Raw genomic sequence first — 21,815 nt, 5'->3', positions numbered from 1 at the left:
GCGCCGCAGCTTTGCGCACGCCGGGCCGCTCTCAAACCACTTCGATTTTGAAATCCGCGCCTTCCCACCGCTGCGTATCCGTCCAGAAAAGTGTGAAGATGATCGTGCCCGGGCCGAGCGCCTTCGTCGGTATGTCGCAGATGTGCATGCCGAAGTCCGTAGCGTGAGATTGGCTGTCGGTGAAGCTGGACCAGCCGTCGGTGGACCAGTGCACTTGCGCTGGTTCCGGCAGTTCGATGCGCAGGGCGCGGCCTGCCGGCATACGCGCGCGCTTGTTCGTCAAGCGCCAGGCGAAAGGCGCGGGTGCCGGCTTGGCGCCGACATATCGGGCGAAGGTCTGGGGCGGCATATCGAAGACTACGCCGTCACGGATCGAGCGCAGCAGCTTGATGTGTTCCGCGTGGGCCCAGACCAGAGGCATAGCGCTGCCGGAGGGGCGACCGAGAAAAAGCTCGCGTTCGGGCACGTTTTTGCTGTCCCAGATCTGCTCGGGCAGGAGCCCGCCTTCGCTTGCCGAGGCTTCCAGTGCCGCCAGCAGCCGCTTCGCCTCATCCGGCCGCCCGGCGGCGAGCTCATAGTGTGCGCGCTCGCCCGTCAGCAGCGGCCATAGCCGGCCGACACCGCTGCCGGCGAAGGGCGCGCCGCCGGTGCGCTCGCCGTAGCCGTCGTCATTGTAGCGGTACCAGTAGGGTCCGGCGGGAAGGTCGCGCCGCAATTCCGCATCGATCGCGGCGATGGTGCCGAGGATGCGCGGATCGTCGGCGGCCCTGAGGCCGAAGCGCACCAGCGCCAGCGCGTCCGGGCTGATAAGCAGGTCCGCCTCCCAGACTTCGCTCGCGTCATCGCGATTGCGGATTGGGATGAAGTCACGCCTCAGTGACGAGCTGCCATCCGTGACCGAGGCGATGCGCACGTAATAGCCTTCGATGCCGAGGCTGCGCGATAGTTCCGTATCGGTGGCATAGGTCCATTCCTCAATGCGCTCGTTCCAGCCGTCGGCCACCTCGCGCAGATATTGCGCCGCCGCCAGCCGGCCGGCAGCTTCCACCGCATCGGCCGCCGCGAGCAAGCCGGCGATCTCGACGGCGAGCGTGAACGGCGAGTAGCCGGCATCCTCCTCCCAGCGATCCTGCTGGGTGGCGGGGCCGTTTCTGACGATATAGGCGGCCGACGCCTCGATCATCGGCAGGTACCGGCCGCTCTCCGACGCGTCGATCGCGCCGGCGCGCAGCAGCATGTCGTAGAGCAGGATGGGAAAGGCCGTCTCGTCCATCTGGATGCCGTACCAATAGGGCCGGCCATCGAGCCATGCATTCTGCACCCAATGGCCATCCGCCTCTTGGATCGCCGAGAGATAGTCGAGCACGGAGCGCGCGTCGGCCTTGGCGCCGGCGGCAAGCAGCCCGCCGGCCGTTTCCACGAGATCGCGCGTCCAGACCAGATGATAGCCGCCGAGGTCGTCGTCGCTCTTGCTGAAACCCCACGGAATGGACAGGCTGGCGATGATGGCGCCGGAGGCATCGTCGCGGTGAGTGGCAAGCACGCCGGTACTGACGCGGTAGCGGTTTAGCTGGCTGGGGTCGTGGGGTTCGTCCAGGGCAAGCAGGCTGGCCTGCCACTCTCGCCAGCCACTGCGATAATGTTTCAGCGCCGGCTCGACGCCTTGTTCCAAGCTGAGGACAGCGCGGAAGGCAGCTTCTTCCGGCTGCGTGCCGAAGCCGATGGCGATCAGCGCGCGCCCTTCGTTCGCCTGGATGTCGAGCGTCCCCGACAGCGCGATGTTGCCGGATGCGGCGTAGCGGTACTCCTCCTTCAGCCCTTGGCCGCGCGACAACGTCTGCCAACCGTCGGAGAAGCCGACATAGCCTACGGAACGCGCCAGCCAGGGCACCGAGGCGGCGACGGCGAGCACCCGCCCGGAACCCTCGGCGAAGAGCATCGGCCTGCCTTTGAAATCACCGTACCAGCCAGTGTTGTCCGCGCCGCCGTTGACCAGATGCGGCGCCACGAGGGCATGCAGTCGGTAGTCGGAGAGATTGCCGATGAGCGCCTGGAAGTAGATTTTCTGCAGCACCACCTCACGCTCTGGGTCCGAAAATATGGTCTTGGTGATGCGATAGCGACCGTCGCGGGCGGTATTGACGAGGCGGAAAGCCGGAACGCCATCCTCGATCGCCTGCACGCGATGATCGGCATCGCGCTTCTCCTCGGAAAAATAGCCGTCGGCCGTCACGATGAAGCCGAAATCACGGACGCAGGCCATATCGAGCCGCGGCGCGTAGATCTCGTTGAGGATGCCATGGCTCGCCGTGAACCAAACGCTGCTCGCCGTGCTAACGGCAGTGCCGACCGCGCTCTTGTCGCTCGAGGTCCAGCGAGGCTCGATGCCCGGGGCCCCGGGCGGGTCTATGGAACCGGGTGGCAGTGTCGGATAGGCCAACTGTCGATCCTCCGCTCAGTATGCGTTCCTCTTCGGAGCCATCCTGGATTGAATTTAAGCGATCCGCAATACGCCCCGGACTTGACAGCGAGTGCCGATCTTGCGCCCCATAGGCGTGGGAGCGACGAAGGGCAGGGTCTAAAGCGCATCGCGATCTCTGGGATTCGCTCCTTGCGCTTTGGGCCTTTGATTTTGCGCATGTCGTTATCGCAAAACCGCTGTGCGCTTTTGCGCGGCATGCTTTAGGGAGGAGCGCTAGACATGGATGACATGACGGAAGAACCCGCAGCAGAGCAAACACGTCACCACAGCAAGCCGAAGGCGCATGCGGCGCCTGCCAGCCGCACCGTGCTTGCCGTCGATATCGGCGGATCGCATGTGAAGGTGGAACTCAGTAGCGGCGGCGAGCGGCGAGCAGTCGAATCGGGGAACAAAATGACGGCGGCCAAGATGGTGGACGCGCTGCGCGATCTCACATCCGACTGGCACTACGACCTCGTCACCATGGGATACCCCGGACCCGTGGTCGCCCACCGCGCCGCAGCCGATCCGTTCAATCTTGGACCGGGATGGAAGGATTTCGATTTCGAGGCAGCGCTCGGCAAGCCCGTGCGGATGGTCAACGATGCGCTGATGCAGGCGATCGGCAGCTACGAGGCGGGCCGCATGCTCTTCCTCGGTCTCGGCACCGGCCTCGGCTCGGCCATGATCGCCGACAACGTCTGCATGCCGCTGGAACTGGCGCATATGCCCTACCGAAAGGCGACCTTCGAGGACTATGTCGGCGAACGCGGCCTGGAGCGACGGGGCAAGAGCAAGTGGCGAAAATCGGTATTCGACGTCGCCGAGCGCTTGGACAAGGCTCTGCTGCCGAGCTACATCGTCATCGGCGGCGGCAATGTCGAAAAGCTCAAGGAATTGCCCTCGAAGTGCCGGCGCGGCAACAATGACAACGCCTTCCGCGGTGGTTTCCGGGTCTGGCTGGATGACAGTTTGCGGTTTTGAGGGGAGGCGAGACCGGCGGACTTAGGGTATCGGCGGTGCCTCCAGCGATGTCTAATTGGGCATCACGCGGTATACGCATGCAATTCCCTCGACGCCCCGGAGAGGAGCCTCGAAGGCAACCAGTCTTTGACCGGCGAGGAGTTGGCTGACACCCGGCGCCGAAAACAGCGCTTCGGAAATGCATATTTCCCCCGCGTCAGCCAGCGACTGCACGCGTGCGGCAACATTGACGGTCTGGCCGAAATAATCGAGGTTTTCGTTCAAGCTCACGGCGATCGAGGGGCCGCAATGGGCTCCGATCTTCAGGATGAGGCTCGGGTCGCCATGCGCGGCATTGTAGCGCTCGATGACCCCCAGAATGTGCAGCGCAGCCGAGACTGCATCCGCTGGACGAGAGAACGCAGCCATCACGGCGTCGCCGATTGTCTTGACGATCGCGCCTGAATGCTCCTGCACCGTCGCGCCGAGCAATGCGAAATGCTCGCGAACCAGCGCATAGGCATTGAGATCGCCAAGCCGCTCATACATGGCGGTCGACCCCTTGAGGTCCGTGAACAGGAGGGTCACCTGACGGATACCCAGACCTTCCTTCTCGTCGACGTTTTCCGAGCGGAACAGGCGCCGAAATGTCTGTCGGGCAAGCAGCATCCCGCCCGACATGTAAGGATCGAAGTCGAGGACCGGCTTGATTGTCTGCGCCAGGATTTCAGGCGGCCAATTGATCAGCAGCAACGAGCCACGTACGGCACCGGAGTTCTGCACTTCGATGATGACAGGGCCGGGCGGCGCTGCCGGCAGCGAAGCGGAAAACCGTTGCCCGTCATATCCGATCCGCAAGCGCGTCGGCTCCGTTACCGGCTCGCCTACGACCGGCAATGCAAAACTCGCCTGGGTCTGGACATTGATGCCCGCCAGGGCGCCGGGACCGAGCTCCGCCCTCAACGTCGTGACCGAGCCAGGCGGCAGAAAAGAGAGTCCACGAACCAGTCCCTGCAGGACATCGAGAAAGCGGACCTGTTGGCCGGGTATTCGCGCGTCGCTCAGGAATCGCGCCTTCCAGTGAAAATCCTCGACTGAGAGCGAGCCGGGATCATGAAAGGGCAGCCGGCGGAGGTGCGGCGACACCGTGAAGGTGACCTCGATGAAGTCATCTAGGTTGGTTTCGCCGCTGACGTCGCACAGACCGCAGACATAGTGGGTCTTCAACGTTCGCAGCGCGCCGAAACTGTCGAGCACCATGCCGGATTGCGGGCACACCACATCCCAGCTCATCTCGAACAATCCGTTTCGGGTGGCATGGAGAAACAGATCAATACTTTCCGCCTCCGCGATGGCACGGTCGCGAGCGAAGGCCAGGGGATTGATGCGATAGAGGGACAAGTCGTCACCGCTGCGGATCAGCGCTTCTAATTTGGAGATGATCCGCGGACTCCAAGACCGGGCCTGCTCGATCTCGGTGATCTTGCTTTCAAGGAGCCGTTCCTGAACGTCAGTCATGTGGCACCTGCGCTTCAGCTATCGATCAGGTTTGGCCACGTTATGGGACCCGTCTTGGCTATTGGAGACTATAGCAAAGAATGGAGCGCGCGTATGCTTGGGATTAAATGGAAGAGCTCAACCTTCCTGTTGGAAGAGGGCTTGACGGCATCGACGGCGAGCACGGCGGTCAGCAGCACGTTCAGACAAGGCGTTTGCCCTGGGCATCAAGTACCTGCTCGCCGTCTTCCTTGGTGAAGGAGCCTTTGTGGGTGTCGGGCAGGATATCCAGAACGACCTCGGAAGGCCGGGCAAGGCGTGTGCCGATCGGCGTAATGACAAATGGGCGGTTGATCAGGATCGGGTCCTTCAACATGGCATCGAGCAACCGATCGTCGGTCAGGTCCGGATTGTCGAGGCCGAGTTCGGCATAGGGTGTGCCTTTCTCGCGCATTGCCTCGCGGACGCTCAAACCTGCATCCGCAATCATCTTGACGAGTTGTTCGCGGGTCGGCGGATTTTTCAGATATTCGATGACAGTCGGCTCGATGCCCGCATTCTGGATCATCGCCAGCGTGTTGCGCGACGTGCCGCATTGCGGGTTGTGATAGATGGTGACGTCCATGCTCATGGGGCGGGTTCCGTTTCTGTAGGAGTTTGAGGATGGCGGGCTTCCATCAACAGCCAGCTAGCGAGCATCAACGCCAGCAATGCGCCCAGGACTTCCGCAACGATAAAGCCTGGCAGATCGACCGGACGGATGCCCGCAAAGGTGTTTGTCAGCGAGCGGGCGATAGCGACGGCGGGATTGGCGAATGAAGTGGAAGCCGTGAACCAGTACGCGGCCGTGATATAGAGACCGACCAGCCAGGGCACGGTTTCGGACCGAAACCGCAAGCCGGCGAGGATCACGAAGATGAGGCCGAACGTGGCCGTTATTTCAGCAAGCCATTGCGCGCCGTCGGCACGGATGGTGGTCGAGGTTTGAAGCAAGGGCAATTCGAACATGGCATGGGCAAGAATGGTTCCGACAATGCCACCAAGGATTTGCGCGACGATATAGGTCAGAGCCGACATTGCGGTCAGTCCGCGACGGAGCGCGAAAACCAGCGATACGACCGGGTTGAAGTGAGCCCCGGAAACCGGCCCCAGCACGGTAATCAGCACGACAAGGATCGCACCCGTCGCAAGCGTGTTAGCGAGCAATGCAAGCGCCGTATCAGTCGTCAGCCTGTCCGCCATGATGCCCGAACCGACGACGGTCGCAACCAGAAGTGCCGCGCCGAGGGCTTCCGAGGCAAGGCGGCGCGAGAGAGGAAACAAAGTCATAGCTTCAGACCACAGACCAAATCGGGACGTTCATTGAACTTTTTCCTCTGCGGGCGCGCAGCAGGCGGCAACCTTGGCCGTTGGTGCACAAATTTCGGGATTGCCCCCGCAGCAGTCTTCCATCAGGAAACGCACGAGGCCGCTCAGCGCATCGTAATTGGCGGTGTAGATGATGGAGCGAGCCTCACGCTGCTGGTTGACGAGGCCGGCTCGATCCAGTTCCTTAAGATGGAACGAGATGTTCGAAGGCGATACTTCGAGCTTTTCCGCAATTGTTCCTGCCGACATGCCGTCCCGACCGGCAACGACGAGCATGCGGACGATCTGTAATCGGGTCTCCTGAGAGAGCGCACCGAACGAAGCAAGAGCTTGGCGTTCATCCATAATTCAATAATCCTTGAAATATTGAAACGATGGCTATCTCAAATGAATGCGATCGACAAGGTCCAATCTTCGGATATCAACCTTGGCCTTTTGCTCGGGATATTGGCAGCTTCCCGCGATCTGCCCCTTGTATTCCGCTATGAGGGCCGGCCGGTGAAACCGGGCTATCACGTCACCGAAGTCAAGGCGGGGCAGTTTTCAGCGCTGGACTGCGGGGCCAATCCGGAAGCATGGGCAGAGATTTTCGTGCAGCTCTGGGATATCGAGGAAGGTGGCCGTACCTATATGCTTGCGGGCAAGTTCGCTGCCATCATTCGCAAGGTTTCCGAGCATGTTCAGCTTGATGGCTCGGCGAAGCTGACCTTTGAGGTAAGCGATGGTGTGCAGCCGATGCGGCTCTATTGCGCATCGACTCCCGTCATCAGCGATGGTGCGCTATATGTCGAACTCGTTCCCCGTGCGGCGAGTTGTAAGCCGCGTGACCGGTGGCTGGCTGAACAGGCTCAAGTGGCGGCCTGCTGCGGATCGGCGGCTGCTGCCAAGTGCTGCGGGTAGTCCATGCTATGACCGCAATGAGCCGCAAGTTGCCACTGGAAAACTGAAATCCGCTTACCTCCCGGGCCGCCCCGTCTTGCCCTTGGTCCGGCCCTTCCGCTGCTTCTCATCCACCGCATCCTCATAGGAGCCGACGCCCGGCTTCGCGCGGATGATCGGCTTGTCCGGCACCTTGCCGAGGACCGGCTTTTCCGTCCTGCCGACGGTCATTTCGTCGAGGCTATTCCTTCGGAAATAGCCTCGAGTTCTTGCTTGCTCGGATTCGCTATCTTGCCCGGCTGTGCCGGACAAGGCGTCCGAACTGGTGTTTTTGCGGAAGAGGGGCGTGCCGGCGTCGCTGCCGGGGCCCATTTCGTCGAGGGTGGGCTTGGCGAAATAAGAGCGCTGCGCTTCCTCCTCATGGTTCGAGACGGCCCTGCGGGCCTCCTCACCATGAGGGTTGCCTCTACCTCCCGATGCGGCGCCTGCTCCGTCCTCATCCTGAGGTGCGGAGGCTCCTGAGTTTGTCGAAGGGGACCGGGGCCTCGAAGGATTGGGGCGGCCAATTTTGCCGCCTTCAATGTTCCTTGCCTCTTCGCGGGCCATCGGGTCGTCCATGACGGCGAGTTCGGCGGCTTTGAGGCGTTTGATTTCGTCGCGCAGGCGGGCGGCTTTTTCGAAGTCGAGGTCGGCGGCGGCGTCGCGCATCTGTTTTTCCAGCGCGTTGAGATGGGCCTGCAGGTTGTTGCCGACGAGATGGCCGCCATCGGCAAAGCCCTTGCCGGAGGCGCCGCCGATATCGGCGCGGACGTGGTCCTTCTCGTAGACGCTGTCGAGGATGTCGGAAATCTTCGCCTTAACCGATTCCGGCGTGATGCCGTTTTCCTCGTTATAGGCCATCTGCTTTTCGCGGCGGCGGCTGGTTTCCTCCATCGCCCGCTGCATCGAGCCGGTAACGGTGTCGGCATAGAGGATGACCTTGCCGTCGACGTTACGCGCGGCGCGGCCGATCGTCTGGATCAGCGACGTTTCCGAGCGCAGGAAGCCTTCCTTGTCGGCGTCGAGGATAGCGACGAAGCCGCATTCGGGAATGTCGAGGCCTTCACGCAGCAGATTGATGCCGACGAGCACGTCGAAGGCGCCGAGGCGCAGATCGCGGATGATCTCGATGCGCTCCAGCGTGTCAATATCGGAGTGCATGTAGCGGACGCGCACGCCCTGTTCATGCAGATACTCCGTCAGGTCCTCGGCCATGCGCTTGGTCAGCACGGTGCAGAGGGTACGGTAGCCCTTGGCGGCGGTCTCGCGGATTTCGCCGAGCACGTCGTCGACCTGGGTGCGAGCGGAGCGGACTTCGACCGGCGGGTCGATCAGGCCGGTCGGGCGGATGACCTGTTCGGCGAAGACGCCGCCGGATTGCTCCATCTCCCAGCCGCCCGGCGTTGCCGACACCGCGATCGTGTCCGGGCGCATGGCGTCCCATTCCTCGAAGCGCAGCGGGCGGTTGTCCATGCAGGAGGGCAGGCGGAAGCCGTATTCGGCGAGCGTCGCCTTGCGCCGGAAGTCGCCGCGGTACATGCCGCCGATCTGCGGCACGGTGACGTGGCTTTCGTCGATGAAGATGATGGCGTTGTCGGGAATATATTCGAACAGCGTCGGCGGCGGCTCGCCGGGATTGCGGCCGGTGAGATAGCGCGAATAGTTCTCGATGCCCTGGCAGGAGCCGGTGGCTTCCAGCATCTCGACATCGTAGCGGGTGCGCTGCTCCAGGCGCTGCGCTTCCAACAAACGGCCGGCCTTTTCCAGCTCGGCGAGGCGGAGCTTCAACTCTTCCTTGATCGCCTTGATGGCGCCATTCAACGTCGGGCGGGGCGTGACATAGTGCGAATTGGCGTAGATCTTCACCGATTTCAGGTCGCCGGTCTTCTGGCCGGTCAGCGGATCGAATTCGGTGATGGCGTCGATCTCGTCGCCGAACATGGAGATGCGCCAGGCGGCATCCTCCAAGTGGGCCGGGAAGATTTCGATGGTGTCGCCGCGTACGCGGAAGGAGCCGCGGATGAAATCCATGTCGCGGCGCTTGTATTGCTGTGCCACGAGGTCGGCCAGAAGCTGGCGCTGGTCCAGCCGATCGCCGACATTCATCTGGAAGGTCATGGCCGTATAGGTCTCGACCGAGCCGATACCGTAGATGCAGGAGACCGAGGCGACGATGATACAGTCGTCGCGCTCCAGCAGCGAACGCGTCGCCGAGTGGCGCATGCGGTCGATCTGCTCGTTGATCGAGGATTCCTTCTCGATATAGGTGTCCGAGCGCGGCACATAGGCTTCCGGCTGGTAGTAATCGTAGTAGGAGACGAAATACTCGACCGCATTGTCCGGAAAGAAGTTCTTGAACTCGGAATAGAGCTGCGCCGCCAGCGTCTTGTTCGGCGCCAGGATGACGGCCGGGCGCTGGGTCTCCTCGATTACCTTCGCCATGGTGAAGGTCTTGCCGGAGCCGGTGACGCCGAGCAGCACTTGGCTGCGATCGCCGTTTTCCAGGCCCTCGACGAGGTCGCGGATCGCCGTCGGCTGGTCGCCGGCGGGCTGGTATTCCGAGGCCATGCGGATGCTGATGCCGCCTTCGGATTTTTCCGGCCGGGCAGGGCGGTGCGGCGTCCAGATCTTGCCGTTCTTGTGCAGCGGATTACCGCTCTCGATCAGCGCCGACAGCGCTTCGACCGTGGCAGTGACGGCCGTGCCGGCATTGACGGCCTCCTCAAGCGTCGTGTCCATGCCGGCCACGGGATTGAGCCCGGCGGCAGCACGTGTTTTCGGGTCGGTAGAACCGCCCATGGAGGTGCCGCGCGCCGATTTCGACGCGGCGATCTCGACCTTCTTGCGGTGCTTGCCGGCCTTGGAGGCGATCTCGCGCTGGCTCTCGACGCTGCCGGCCTCCGCCTCCGCCTCGAGCTGCTTGACCCAATCGGCGACGCTGCCGCTCAGCGGCGCACCTTCAAACGGTGCCTGCGGCGCCTCTTCGAAACCGGTCGGGGCGGGGGAATTTTTCGGTGATTTTGCCATGGGCGGAATATGGAGGGAGTCAGCGCCGATGTGAAGGGGGAAAGAGTACAAAAGGGAAACAGACGTCGATTTTTCTACTTCCGATCACACAAAATGTGATGGAACCGAAAGGCGACGAAGGCGTTGGCGGGACGCTGCTCCAGACATCCGCCAGCTAATTTCGTAAGCGCTGGAGGAAAAGCCCGCCGCAGCGTCGAACCGCCCGGCCGGTGCCGGGCTCCCCCTTGCTTCGACGGCATCCGGAATTGCCCGCCTCGCCGCCGCCATCCGGTCGGAGGACCATGATGTCAGCATTGGATAGTTTACGCTCTTTATCCCCGCAACAACGCAGCACCGTCATCGCCGCCTATCTCGGCTGGACGCTCGATGCCTTCGATTTCTTCATATTGGTCTTCGTTCTCAAATATATCGCCGAGGAGTTTCATACCGATGTTCCCGCTGTCTCGGTGGCGATCTTCCTGACGCTCGCCATGCGGGCGCTCGGGGCGCTGATCTTCGGGCTTGCCGCCGATCGCTTCGGCCGGCGCGTGACGCTGATGGCGGACGTGCTGCTCTATTCGATCTTCGAGTTCCTGACCGGCTTTTCGACCGGGCTGACGATGTTCCTGATATTGCGGGCACTCTTCGGCATCGCCATGGGCGGTGAATGGGGTGTCGGCGCGTCGTTGACGATGGAGACGGTGCCCGAGGAGTCGCGCGGCATCGTCTCCGGCATTCTGCAGGCGGGCTATCCTTCCGGCTATCTGCTGGCTTCGATCTTGTTCTTCCTGCTCTTCCCGATCATCGGTTGGCGCGGCATGTTCATGGTTGGTGCGCTGCCGGCGCTTTTGGTGCTCTATATCCGCCGCAACGTACAGGAATCGCCGGCCTTCGTGCAGCGGCGGGCGACGCCGCAAAGGCCTTTCGTCACCGTATTGCGCGAGAATATCCCACTGTTCCTGTGGGCGGTGCTGTTGATGACCGCCTTCAACTTCTTCAGCCACGGGACGCAGGATCTCTACCCGACCTTCCTCCAGACACAGCGGCAGTATGACAGCTATACCGTCGGCGCTATCGCTATCGTTTACAATATTGGTGCGATGATTGGCGGCTTGTTTTTCGGGGCCCTGTCGCAGCGCATCGGGCGGCGGCGGGCGATCGTCATCGCTTCGGTGCTGGCAATCCCGGTCGCCCCGTTATGGGTCTATGCGCCCGGACCGGTGCTGCTCGCTGTCGGCGCCTTCCTGATGCAATTCTTCGTGCAGGGCGCCTGGGGCATCGTGCCGGTGCATCTCAACGAGCTGTCGCCCGATGAAGTGCGCGGCACATTCCCCGGCTTCGCCTATCAGCTCGGCAACCTGCTCGCATCCGGTAATGCAACGATTCAGGCGGGTCTGGCGGCGCATTGGAACGGCGACTACGCTTTTGCGTTGTTGATAGTATTGGTGATCGTCGCGGCTGTGGTGGCGCTATTTTCCGGTTTCGGTTTTGAAAAGAAGGATATCCGCTTCGGCGGTAAGGGGACGGAGGAACCCCAGAGCGCGATACCGATCTAATCGCCGCGCCCTCGCCGGAGCACGGCCGGCGGCTCATCGCCGCCGGCCTCCCATCTACTTACCGCAGATCTCGGAAATCTTCGCCTGCGCAAAGCTGCGGGCAAGCTCCTGTATACCGCCGACCGAGGATATTAGGTCGCCGATAGGTCCGCTGACGCTGACATGGGAATCGGTGATTTTGCAGGCGCCCACATCGACCGTCACCGAAGCTTCCAACTGGCCTTTGACCGTCGCCTGGACGATGCCATGCGACTTGCAGGCGAGATCGGCGCGGGCGTTGACCTGCACACCGCCGGCCGCGCTGCAGAGGTCAAGCGACTTGACTTCGAATTTCTCCTTGTGATCGAGGCCCGGCAGTTTCTTGCAGGGATCGGCCTCGTTCACCGACTTCTCGATCTGCGGACCGAACTTGCTCTGCAGCAGCGACCAACAGGAGCCGGGCGCGCTCTGGGCCTGTGCGGATGCCATAGGCAGGGGAGAGAGTGGCAGGGTGAAGGCGATGGCGAATAATCCCATGCGAAGCGACGGAAGGAGCGAGGCGGGCAGTGCAACGGATGTCTTGATCACGGCGGTCGGTTCCTTGGCAGATAGAATAGGAGAATATGCGCGCACTCTTCCATGTCTCCGGCTGGTGAAGCAATCCCCGCAATCATGTGAACGCACGACGCTCCAGCCGGCCTCAATTCGGCCCATTTCCATATTCACGTCACTGCTGCATTTAGGCGCAGCGCTCCGCTCTTGAATTTTCGGGCCTTGAGGGGTCAAAGGTGTGGGCGATTCGTAATGGCCAAAGGATTTACCATGCCCTCCATCCTCAACCCGGCCGCGGTCTGGCCGGTCATCATGCTGTTTGCATCGAATATTTTCATGACCTTCGCCTGGTATGGCCATCTCAAGCACAAGAGCACGGCCATCACGATCGCCGTTCTTGGCAGTTGGGCCATAGCCTTTTTCGAATATTGCCTGGCCGTGCCCGCCAACCGCCTCGGCTCTGGCTATTATTCGACGGCGCAGTTGAAGACCATGCAGGAGGTGATCACGCTGATCGTGTTCTCCGGCTTCTCGGTCTTCTGGCTGGGCGAAAACCTGACCTGGGGCCACGCCATCGGTTTCGCGCTTATCGCTGTCGGCGCCTCCTTCATTTTCCGAGGATGAAGCGGGCATAGGCCGCTAGGCAGCGATCGCCATTCGTCCTATGATTCGCATGCCGGTTCAGTCTTTGAGGAGAGGCTGCCGGCGAGTGGCGTATTTCGGGAGGGCTGAGATGTCGGGTTCGCTGCATTCCGTGCTGGATGAAACGACGCCCGGGCGGGCGCCGCTTGAGGCGAACGGCAAGATTCTGTCGATGGCGCCAGACCGTTTCGGCTATCTCGAACCCACCGATGCCGCGACCGACATTGCGACGCTGCGCGAGCAATATCAGGAGCATGGCTATCTCTGGCTCAAGGGATTTCTGAAGCGCCAGGATGTGCTCGATTTCCGCGCCTGGGTGTTCGCGCATCTGATGGACACCGGGCTTCTGCAGCCCGGCTCGGACCCCATGGTCGGTCTTGCCGCCAAGGCGGAAGCCGACAAGTCGCTGGCCGACCGGCGGTTGATGTCGCTGGTGCGTTCGGTGACCTATGAGGGCTTCTGTACCCAGCCGCGGCTGGCCTCCTTCATGGACGAATTCCTGCAGGGCATCTCCTATCTGCACAAGCGCAAGATCATGCGTTTCACCCGGCCGGGCACCAGCGTCGTCACGCCCGCGCACTATGATCTTGTCTATCTGCGCGGTGGCACGAACCGCATCGTCACTGCCTGGATTCCGATCGGCGATATTCCGGTCGATATGGGCGGCCTCGTCTATCTCGAGGGATCGCACCGGATCGGCGCCGATATGGAGAAGGAGTTCGCGATCAAGAGCGCCTCGCTCTCGCCGGAGGAACGTATCAGCGCCTTCAACAAGAACATGACCGAAGGTGGCTGGGTCTCCAAAGACCTGCCTGACATGGCGGAGCGCTTCAAGACACGCTGGCTCGCCGCTGACTATGAGGCCGGCGATATCATGTTGCACAGTCCCTACATGATCCACGCATCCACGACCAATCGGGATCCGAAGGGCCGTCTGCGTCTGTCGACCGACATCCGGTATCAGAATGTCGAGGACGAAATCGACGTCCGCTGGGGCAATCACTGGAGCTTGGGGGATATGCTCTAAACAGGAGCGCCTCGGCTCACTTCATCTGATCGAGAATGCTCTGTGCCGGCGCATAGCCCTGGGCGGCGGCTTTCCGGAACCAGCCTATCGCCATGTTGCGGTCTCTCGTGACGCCGTCGCCGCGGAGATAAGCATAGCCGAGATGGAATTGCGCCTTGGGCAGGCCTTGATCGGCGGCTTTGGCAAACCAGGCAATGGCCTCGGCGTAATCCTGAGGAACGCCCTTTCCGAGCGCATAGAGGCTGCCGAGGCCATCCTGCGACGCCGCATCGCCTTTGTTCGCCAAAGGCTGCCAATGGGCGAGTGCACCGGCATAATCGCCTTTGTCATAGGCGGCTTGCCCGTCGTCGGCATGTGCCTGAAAGGCGATCGAGAGTGCCAGCGCCAGTCCGAAGCCTATCTGTCTGAGCCGCATCCGGCGATCTCCCATCCGTGATTCCCGTAGGGGCAAGAGCTAAGCTTAGCAGACCGTCGGCGCAAGGCAGAGGCCTCGGTTATCTCAAATCGGGATGGTCTTATTCTGCGGAGGCGTCTCCTCATTATCACCGGGTTCATTGTCGTTGCGGCCCATGGCTTTGGCCTTGCGGAACCATTCGAAGGATTTTGCCCAATCCACCGGCACGCCGTCGCCGTCACGATACATGACGCCAAGGTTGAAGGCAGCGTCGGCATAGTTCTGTGCGGCCGCCTTTTCGAACCAATCGACGGCTTGGCGGCCATCCTTGGCAACGCCTTCACCGTCGCGATACATGACACCGAGATTGTACTCGGCTTCGACGTCATTTTGATCCGCCGCCTTGCGGAACCAGACCATGGCCTCGGCGTCGTCTTCGGCAATTCCGTCGCCGTCCGCATACATGGCGCCGAGATTATATTGTGCCTCGGCATCGCCCTGGTCTGCCGCCTTGCGGAACCATGAGACGGCTTGATTGCCGTCCTTGGGCACACCTTCGCCGTCGCGATACATGACGGCGAGATTGTATTCCGCCTCGATTTTCCCTTGGTCAGCGGACTTGCGATACCAGGCTAAAGCCTGGGCGTCATCTCGGGGCACGCCGTCGCCTTCGTCATACATGATAGCGAGATTGTATTGCGCGTCGGCATTGCCCTGATCGGCGGATTTTCGGTACCAGGCAACAGCCTCGCTCTTGTCCTGATTTACGCCGTCACCGTTGTCGTACATGACCCCGACATTGAACTGCGCATCCGCGTCGCCCTGTTTGGCTGCCTTGCTGTACCAGACGAAAGCTTGCGCGCTGTCCTTCGTCACGCCCTCGCCATTGTCGTACATCAAAGCGAGATTGTATTGCGCATCGCGATAGCCTTGTTCCGCGGCCTTGCGGTACCAGACGGCGGCCTTGGCGTCGTCCGTCGCGACACCTTGGCCTTCGTCATACATGGTGCCGACGTTGAACTCAGCCTCGGCATTACCCTGGTCGGCTGCCTTGCGATACCAGCTCAGCGCCTGCGTGAGATCCTTCGCGACGCCGTCGCCTTCCTCATACATTTCGCCAAGTTTCAGTTGCGCCGCAGCGTCGCCCTTCTTTGCGAGCGGGCGCCAATAGTCGAGCGCCGCCTTGTAGTCGCCTCGGTCGTAGGCGTTCTGCCCGCGATCGGCATGCGCGACGCCGATGGATGCCAACGCAAAAAGCAATCCGACGGCCACCCTCTTGAAACGCACGATCTGCTCCTCAACCTTTGATCTCTTCATGTGTGAATACTAAAAGCGCGACGGGCGAGGGCGCAAGGCGCCTTGCACGTATAAGTTATAAATTATGGCAACAGCGTCGTCAGCAATCGGAGGACAAGCCAGCCCGGCGCTTCGCTCCGGCTGTTCGTCTTGGCGAGTTCTCCACCCTCCGGGCCAACATCCTTGATCAGACCACCGCCGTCGGCTGCCATGTCGCCCAGGCCGTGTTGCGCCTCCGGTAGCCCTTGATCCGCTGCCTTATGGAACCAATCGGAGGCCTGGTTCATATCCTTCGCCACGCCGTAGCCATTGTAATACATATGTCCCAGCCCGTATTGGGCACGGGCGTCGCCTTGCTCGGCGGCCTTGCGGAAAAGGTCAGCGGCTTGGCTATAATCCTGGGGAACACCGTCGCCATTGTAATAGAGGTAGGCAAGGGCATATTGGCCGTCCGCATTGCCCTGGTCAGCGGCTTTGCGGTACCAGGCCACCGCCTCGCTCTTGTCCGGGGCTGTGCCCTGACCATTGTCGTACATATAGCCGAGCGCATATTGCGCATCCGCGCCGCCTTGATCGGCGGACTTGCGGTACCATTGCAAGGCCTTGCCATAATCCTTCGCGAGGCCGCGACCGCCGGCATACATGAAGGCGAGAGCGTATTCGCCTTGGGCGTCGCCTTGATCGGCTGCCTTGCGATACCATTCGACCGCGACGTCATCATTGACCGGAACGCCCTGGCCATTGGCATAGAAGTAGCCGACTGCATATTGCGCATCGGCGCGACCCTGGGAGGCCGATTTGCGGTACCATTGCAGCGCCTGCTTATAGTCCTGGGGAACACCGAGGCCATTGGCGAAGCTGTAACCAAGCGCATATTGCGCGTCGGCGCGGCCTTGCTCGGCGGATTTCTTATACCAGGAATAGGCCTGGGCATCGTCCTGATCGACACCGTGGCCGTTGGCATAGGCATAGCCGAGCGCATATTCGCCCTGGGCATCGCCCTGATCTGCTGATTTTTGATACCACTCTATCGCCTGGCTTTGATCTGCGGCTGTGCCGAGGCCGTTATCAAACATATAGCCGAGCGCATATTGTGCATCGCTGCGTCCCTGATCCGCCGACTTGCGATACCAGGCAAGCGCCATCGTATCGTCCTCGTGAACGCCGATGCCGTGTGCATACATATAGCCGAGGGCATACTGCGCCTGGGGTTGGCCGAGTGCGGCGGATTTCTGGTACCAGCCGGCCGCCTGCTCGTTGTCGACATCCAGCCCGCGGCCGTTGGCGAGGGAATAGCCAATGGCATATTGCGCATCCGCATTGCCCTGTTCGGCGGCTTTGCGGTACCAGGCATTTGCCTGTTGCTGGTCTTTGTCGATGCCGCGGCCATTGGAATACATGTAGGCGAGGGCGTATTCAGCCTTGGCATTCCCCTGTGCCGCCGCCTTCTGGTACCATTCGACCGCCTTCGCATCGTCGTGCTCGACGCCCTGGCCGTTGGCGTAGCGATAGCCGAGGCCATATTGGGCGGCCGGATTGCCATCCCGTGCGTATTGTATCCAATATTTCAGCGCGATCGTGGTATCGCCGGGGCCTGGCGCGGGATCATCGGCATAAGCAAAGGGAGCGAGCGAAAGGGCTAGCGCCAATCCAAATGCAAGGCTGGTGATCTTCAAAAGCGCTCTCTCCCGTCCGCAAGCTAATATTCGGCCGCACTGAACAATGCGGGGTAGTTCTGGTCAAGGGTTGTACAGTATGGAAATGGCAGCCGTTTTACCGACATCGTTCCCGTCGACGCCGTTGCCGTTTTCATGCGTAGTCTGCAGCAAAATATCGGCGTCGCTCCCGGCATGGCTGGTGGTTTCTATCCCGGGAGCACGTCATACAGCCTGAAGATCCAGCTAATCTGATAGATCAACCCGACCGACACGAACGCCGCCTGGAAGCGGCGATTGGCGGTGATGGCGGCGAGGATGCAGAGGACGATGTAAACGACATTGCGGATCGGATATTCCCACCCGAGCGACCTGAAATAGGTCTCGCCCTTCAGCAGCGTATCGATGAGATCGACGGCGTAGGTGACAGCAAGAAGGCCGAAAAACCAGCGCCGACGCGAGATGAAATATTCTTCGAAGCCGCCATAATCCTCGATCGACGGAGGGTTCAGCAGCACGCAGAGGAAATAGAACAGGCAGCAGAAGCAGATGAGGAAAAGATAGACGCCGAAACTGATCTCTGCCACCGACTGCAATCGATATTCCCACCACCAGAAATGAATGATGAAGAGGAACATCGACAGTATCCAGCCGAGATGGACCAGATAGACGCGGTGCTTGCCAGGCGATTGCACGAAGCCGGCGAGGCGCATCAGGAGCTGGGCGAGCGAAAGGCCGATGACCATGCTCATGACCGTCCTGATATAGACGTAAACCTCGGGCGTACGCGCGGCTTCCATCCGATCAGCTTTCCGCTGGAACCGGCTTCGGGGCCCCGGTCTCGTCCAGCGCCACCATGATGAATGTGCCGGCTATGACCTTCTCCAACTTGGCATAGCGAGAACGATGCGCCCATGCTTCGACGATGAGCGTGATCGAGGTACGGCCGACGCGTTCGATATCGGTATAGACGCTCAACGTGTCGCCGATCTTCACGGGCAGCTCGAATGCCATTTCCTTGACGGCGGCAGTGACGACGCGACCGCGGGCCCGCTCGGCGGCGCGAATGCCGCTCGCCAAGTCCATCTGTGCCATGACCCAGCCGCCGAAGATGTCGCCGGCAGGATTGGCGTCGGCGGGCATGGCCAGCGTGCGCAGGGTCAATTCGCCTCTTGGTTTGACGCTGTCGTTCATTCAATCGCTCCAATCGATAAAAGCTTTGATTCCGGCGTTCAGCCTACGCAATCGAATCTCGATGGGAAAGACGTCGTCTGTATTCGACAACAGCTCTGTCGATTGAAGAGGAGCTTTTTAGACATACTTCGCGCCTCTTCAGGCCATTCCGGATGTCCCACTTTCGTGGGGCGGTAAGCATTCATTCACCGTTTTTATTTAAGATTCGTAATAGTTGCCGACCGTGGCTGGGGCAGCAGGAGCGGATCTGGAGTATGGCGTATTTGTCCTTTCTGCGGCGGGCTGTCCTGCTGCTGCTCGTGTCGTCGGCGCTGGTCGCCTGCACGGCTGATAGCCTCATACCACCGTCGAGCATCGACAGCAGCGCCCGCGTCGGTTCGATCAAGCCCCATCGCAGCATGCCGCAGCGGCAGTTCACCTACCAAGGTGATCAAGCGCCCGTTAACTCCGCCTCGGCCAACTACGCCAACAGCTATAATCTCTCGGGCAGCCGGCAGAGCGCCGCGCCGATGCCCGCTTCTGCAGCCGCCAAACAAGGCCGCCTGCCGATGGGCAGCGGCAATGAGGCCGTGACAACCACTGATGTGGAAGAGGGTCTGGCGCAACAGTCTGATATACCCTCTCAGGGCGTCAATATGGACGCGGAACTCGGTGTAGGGCCGAGTGAGGAAGCGCAGTCCGGACCGGTCGTCGGGCTGGCGCAGGAAGAGGGTCAGAACATTGCGGAGGGCGAGACCGATCAGCCCGTTGTCGACGGGATCGGCTCGGACACGCCGGTGCAGGCCAACCGCTCCATCATTCAACGCCCGGCCGCGCAGGCTGAACTCAATCAGTCGCCGATCCGTCGCCAGATGCCGAATACGCAGGTCGCCATGTTGCCACGCGTCGGCAATCCGATGCCGCGGATCGAACAGCAGGAGGAGGCGCCGCAATCGTCGCCTGGTGGCGCCATGCCTGCCTCGGAAATTGCCTGCCGGCAGGAATTGCAGCGTATGGGGGTCGTCTACAACGACAAGCCGCCGATTAATGATGGTCCGGCCTGCCAGGTTCCTTATCCGGTTTCCTTGAGCGGGCTTTCCGGCAACATCGCTGTCAGGCCGGCGGTGACGCTGAACTGCCAGGTGACGCTTGCCTTCGCCAAATGGGTGAAGAACGAATTGGCGCCGGCGGCTCGCACGCGCTATTGGACGGGCGTCGGCACGATCGTGCCGCTCGGGGGCTATTCCTGCCGCCGGATGAACAATAGCCGGCAGCGCTATAATCCGATGTCGGAACATGCCCATGGCAATGCCATCGACGTCGGCACCTTCATCCTAAAGAACGGCCACGTCATCGATGTCCGCAAGAAGGGGCTGTTCTCCTTCCGTGAGGGCCGGCTGCTGAAGGCTGTGCGCAGCGATAGCTGCAATTATTTCGACACAGTGCTTGGCCCGGGCAGCAACGCCGAGCACTGGAACCATTTCCACTTCGACCTCAGGGATCGCAGGGGTGGTCGGCGTTACTGCAGCCTGTGATGCCGAATTTGCCGAGTGCGAATGACGACAATGCATGGTCAGTGGGTTGACACCATAAATCAGCTATTCTGATAGTTGTCCGTCTATCCGTGGAGTGAACGCAATGGCTGAAAAGACGCCCGTCACGTCGCCGAAGGTGGCAAAGAAGGGGGCCAAACCGAGCAATGCAGTCCCAACCCTTCTCGCGGGTGGCAACCCGCAGATCGCGAAGGGCGATGGCGACGCTCCCGTGCAAGCCTACATCGCCGCTATGCCGGGCTGGAAAAGTGACATCGGCCGCCGCCTCGACGCGCTCATCGTGCGCACGGTTCCCGAGGTGCGCAAGGCGGTCAAATGGAACTCGCCGCTCTATGGGATGGAAGGCGAAGGCTGGTTTCTGGGCATCCATTGCTTCACGAAGTACGTCAAGGTGGCCTTCTTTCGCGGCACGTCGCTGAATCCCATTCCCTCCGGCGAGTCCAAAAGCAAGGACACTCGCTATCTCAACATCTATGAGGGTGATCCGCTCGACGAAGCTCAGCTTACCGCCTGGATAAAGCAGGCCAGCCAATTGCCCGGCGAACGAATGTGAAGGCCAGTGCAGCGCAACTATAACCATGAAGAAAGCGACACAAGCATGACCGAGAGTGAGCCGAAGGAAGGGCAGACAGAGGGTTCTGCCTCTCATCTGATAGATGGGAGAATCAAGGAGCTGAACGATTGGCGGGGCCAGACGCTCGCCCGGATCCGAGCTCTAATCCAGCAGGCCGACCCTGAAGTGATCGAGGAGTGGAAGTGGCGAGGAGTTCCGGTCTGGTCGCATGCCGGGATCATCTGCACCGGCGAGACCTACAAGAATGTCGTGAAGATGACCTTCGCCAAGGGCGCCTCGTTGGAGGACCCCTCGGGCCTTTTCAACTCCAGCCTGGAAGGCAACACCAGGCGCGCCATCGATTTCCATGAGGGTGACAACATCGATGAAGAGGCATTGAAGGCACTCATTCGCGCCGCTGTGGCACTCAATACCGCTGCTCGCCCGGCCCGCTCTCAGAAGAAACCAAAGAGCGCGTAAGGAGCGTCGCGGGAATGAATGCAATGGATCATTGCGGAATCGTGTGAGCAAAAAGTTGCATTTACGCGCTTTCTTGTACTTCCCTATAACTGTGCCAGCCAAGGTGGGAGAGCTGTTCAATGGAAGAAGCCCCGAGAAGGAAGAGAGGGTTGGGGAAGGCCCTGGTTGCCGCTCTCGTTGCGATCGTTCTCGTCATCGGCGGGCGTTGGTACGCCTATGTTGCCTATGCCGATGATCCATTCGACGAGGTCGGCATCGGCCTCAACTCGATGATGCCGGGCGCGATCCGTGAAAAGGGTTGTGCGATGCTGAAGGCGCGCTTCGAAAACAAGACGCTGCCGCCGGCAGGCTGCGGCGTCAACGGCAACTGGTAGTTGGGGATCGATTGCCGGCAAAAGAAAAGCCGGCGCGGGGGCCGGCTGGAGTGGCGCACAGCAACGACAGGGGATCTTTGCTGGCCCCAGAAAAGAAACTTCATGTCGCAATGGCACTGCAATATGGATGTGAAGGCAATCAATCTGCAAATATCATCGGCGCCGACGCTGTCGCCAAGAGGCGTTGGGCGGAGTGCGACAGTCGTTGCTCACCTGGGGAAGATATGACCGAGGAAGGTCACGGTTTAATGACAGCCTGCGGTGTGGTTTCTTTCCCTCAGGCGAACACACTGTTTCATTTAGGCTGGGTGGTAAAAGCCGCTGACCAACTATATTAGCGGGCAAACGCCGCAAAACTAATCAGAAAA

The 21,815-nt window shown here is 60.9% G+C and carries 22 protein-coding genes; 10 read left to right on the top strand and 12 right to left on the bottom strand.

Features of this window, described 5'->3' with window-relative positions; all coding sequences use genetic code 11:
- Positions 1 to 31 precede the first annotated feature (31 nt).
- Positions 32 to 2,440, bottom strand: a complete 2,409-nt coding sequence (locus tag ACXHXG_RS07685) for a glucan 1,4-alpha-glucosidase (protein WP_457898936.1) — start codon at positions 2,438 to 2,440, stop codon at positions 32 to 34.
- A gap of 261 nt (positions 2,441 to 2,701) precedes the next feature.
- Between ACXHXG_RS07685 and ACXHXG_RS07680 the strand changes: the two genes are divergently transcribed.
- Positions 2,702 to 3,445, top strand: a complete 744-nt coding sequence (locus ACXHXG_RS07680) for an ROK family protein (RefSeq protein ID WP_457898935.1) — start codon at positions 2,702 to 2,704, stop codon at positions 3,443 to 3,445.
- Between the two features lie 51 nt (positions 3,446 to 3,496).
- On the opposite strand, the gene ACXHXG_RS07675 is transcribed toward ACXHXG_RS07680, so the two are convergent.
- From ACXHXG_RS07675 to ACXHXG_RS07660, 4 genes are all read right to left on the bottom strand, one after another.
- Positions 3,497 to 4,942, bottom strand: coding sequence for an adenylate/guanylate cyclase domain-containing protein (locus ACXHXG_RS07675; protein WP_457898934.1), 1,446 nt, complete (start codon positions 4,940 to 4,942; stop codon positions 3,497 to 3,499).
- A 181-nt stretch (positions 4,943 to 5,123) separates the two neighbouring features.
- Positions 5,124 to 5,552, bottom strand: coding sequence for an arsenate reductase (glutaredoxin) (arsC, locus tag ACXHXG_RS07670; RefSeq protein ID WP_457898933.1), 429 nt, complete (start codon positions 5,550 to 5,552; stop codon positions 5,124 to 5,126).
- Entirely contained in the window at positions 5,549 to 6,250 is a 702-nt protein-coding gene (locus ACXHXG_RS07665; RefSeq protein WP_457898932.1) for an aquaporin, read from the bottom strand. Before ACXHXG_RS07665 ends, arsC begins: the two co-directional genes overlap by 4 nt.
- A 30-nt stretch (positions 6,251 to 6,280) precedes the next feature.
- On the bottom strand, positions 6,281 to 6,634 hold the full coding sequence (locus ACXHXG_RS07660; RefSeq protein ID WP_457898931.1) for an ArsR/SmtB family transcription factor: 354 nt from the start codon (positions 6,632 to 6,634) through the stop codon (positions 6,281 to 6,283).
- A 42-nt stretch (positions 6,635 to 6,676) separates the two neighbouring features.
- On the opposite strand from ACXHXG_RS07660, the gene ACXHXG_RS07655 reads away from it, so the two are divergent.
- On the top strand, positions 6,677 to 7,189 hold the full coding sequence (locus tag ACXHXG_RS07655; protein ID WP_457898930.1) for a DUF6428 family protein: 513 nt from the start codon (positions 6,677 to 6,679) through the stop codon (positions 7,187 to 7,189).
- A 54-nt stretch (positions 7,190 to 7,243) separates the two neighbouring features.
- Here ACXHXG_RS07655 and uvrB read toward each other — a convergent pair whose 3' ends face one another.
- On the bottom strand, positions 7,244 to 10,234 hold the full coding sequence (gene uvrB / locus ACXHXG_RS07650; protein ID WP_457898929.1) for an excinuclease ABC subunit UvrB: 2,991 nt from the start codon (positions 10,232 to 10,234) through the stop codon (positions 7,244 to 7,246).
- Positions 10,235 to 10,518: 284 nt separating this feature from the next.
- Between uvrB and ACXHXG_RS07645 the strand changes: the two genes are divergently transcribed.
- Positions 10,519 to 11,769, top strand: coding sequence for an MFS transporter (locus tag ACXHXG_RS07645; RefSeq protein WP_457898928.1), 1,251 nt, complete (start codon positions 10,519 to 10,521; stop codon positions 11,767 to 11,769).
- Positions 11,770 to 11,823: 54 nt separating this feature from the next.
- Here the strand turns inward: ACXHXG_RS07645 and ACXHXG_RS07640 are convergent, their stop codons facing one another.
- Complete coding sequence (locus ACXHXG_RS07640; RefSeq protein ID WP_457898927.1) at positions 11,824 to 12,336, bottom strand: hypothetical protein; 513 nt, start codon at positions 12,334 to 12,336, stop codon at positions 11,824 to 11,826.
- A 234-nt stretch (positions 12,337 to 12,570) separates the two neighbouring features.
- Between ACXHXG_RS07640 and ACXHXG_RS07635 the strand changes: the two genes are divergently transcribed.
- Together ACXHXG_RS07635 and ACXHXG_RS07630 are read left to right on the top strand one after the other, a co-directional pair.
- A complete protein-coding gene (locus ACXHXG_RS07635) occupies positions 12,571 to 12,924 on the top strand; it encodes a DMT family protein (protein ID WP_104825119.1) in 354 nt (117 codons plus the stop codon).
- Between the two features lie 109 nt (positions 12,925 to 13,033).
- Positions 13,034 to 13,969 carry a phytanoyl-CoA dioxygenase family protein gene (locus tag ACXHXG_RS07630; RefSeq protein ID WP_104823341.1) on the top strand — a complete coding sequence of 312 codons (936 nt, stop codon included), beginning with the start codon at positions 13,034 to 13,036 and terminating at the stop codon, positions 13,967 to 13,969.
- A 16-nt stretch (positions 13,970 to 13,985) separates the two neighbouring features.
- On the opposite strand, the gene ACXHXG_RS07625 is transcribed toward ACXHXG_RS07630, so the two are convergent.
- From ACXHXG_RS07625 to ACXHXG_RS07605, 5 genes are all read right to left on the bottom strand, one after another.
- Positions 13,986 to 14,384, bottom strand: coding sequence for a tetratricopeptide repeat protein (locus ACXHXG_RS07625; RefSeq protein ID WP_104823340.1), 399 nt, complete (start codon positions 14,382 to 14,384; stop codon positions 13,986 to 13,988).
- A gap of 84 nt (positions 14,385 to 14,468) precedes the next feature.
- On the bottom strand, positions 14,469 to 15,650 hold the full coding sequence (locus ACXHXG_RS07620; protein WP_283050715.1) for an SEL1-like repeat protein: 1,182 nt from the start codon (positions 15,648 to 15,650) through the stop codon (positions 14,469 to 14,471).
- Between the two features lie 92 nt (positions 15,651 to 15,742).
- Complete coding sequence (locus tag ACXHXG_RS07615) at positions 15,743 to 17,335, bottom strand: SEL1-like repeat protein (RefSeq protein WP_457898926.1); 1,593 nt, start codon at positions 17,333 to 17,335, stop codon at positions 15,743 to 15,745.
- 188 nt (positions 17,336 to 17,523) lie between these two features.
- On the bottom strand, positions 17,524 to 18,114 hold the full coding sequence (locus ACXHXG_RS07610; protein ID WP_457898925.1) for a hypothetical protein: 591 nt from the start codon (positions 18,112 to 18,114) through the stop codon (positions 17,524 to 17,526).
- A 4-nt stretch (positions 18,115 to 18,118) separates the two neighbouring features.
- Entirely contained in the window at positions 18,119 to 18,508 is a 390-nt protein-coding gene (locus ACXHXG_RS07605) for an acyl-CoA thioesterase (protein ID WP_104823336.1), read from the bottom strand.
- 254 nt (positions 18,509 to 18,762) lie between these two features.
- On the opposite strand from ACXHXG_RS07605, the gene ACXHXG_RS07600 reads away from it, so the two are divergent.
- The 5 genes from ACXHXG_RS07600 to ACXHXG_RS07580 all read left to right on the top strand — a co-directional run bounded on the left by ACXHXG_RS07600 (position 18,763) and on the right by ACXHXG_RS07580 (position 21,785).
- A complete protein-coding gene (locus ACXHXG_RS07600) occupies positions 18,763 to 20,022 on the top strand; it encodes an extensin-like domain-containing protein (protein ID WP_457898924.1) in 1,260 nt (419 codons plus the stop codon).
- Positions 20,023 to 20,125: 103 nt separating this feature from the next.
- On the top strand, positions 20,126 to 20,593 hold the full coding sequence (locus ACXHXG_RS07595) for a DUF1801 domain-containing protein (RefSeq protein WP_457898923.1): 468 nt from the start codon (positions 20,126 to 20,128) through the stop codon (positions 20,591 to 20,593).
- A gap of 45 nt (positions 20,594 to 20,638) precedes the next feature.
- Positions 20,639 to 21,073: a DUF1801 domain-containing protein gene (locus tag ACXHXG_RS07590; RefSeq protein ID WP_457898922.1), complete on the top strand. Its 435-nt coding sequence runs from the start codon at positions 20,639 to 20,641 to the stop codon at positions 21,071 to 21,073.
- Positions 21,074 to 21,222: 149 nt separating this feature from the next.
- A complete protein-coding gene (locus ACXHXG_RS07585) occupies positions 21,223 to 21,447 on the top strand; it encodes a hypothetical protein (RefSeq protein WP_445944994.1) in 225 nt (74 codons plus the stop codon).
- Positions 21,448 to 21,458: 11 nt separating this feature from the next.
- The gene (locus ACXHXG_RS07580; protein ID WP_457898921.1) at positions 21,459 to 21,785 is read left to right on the top strand and encodes a hypothetical protein; all 327 of its coding nucleotides are present in this window, start codon (positions 21,459 to 21,461) and stop codon (positions 21,783 to 21,785) included.
- The last annotated feature ends 30 nt before the right edge of the window (positions 21,786 to 21,815 follow it).

The sequence above is a fragment of the Rhizobium sp. LEGMi-198b genome (assembly GCF_054114205.1).
This window is presented reverse-complemented; position numbering and strand designations above follow the sequence as displayed.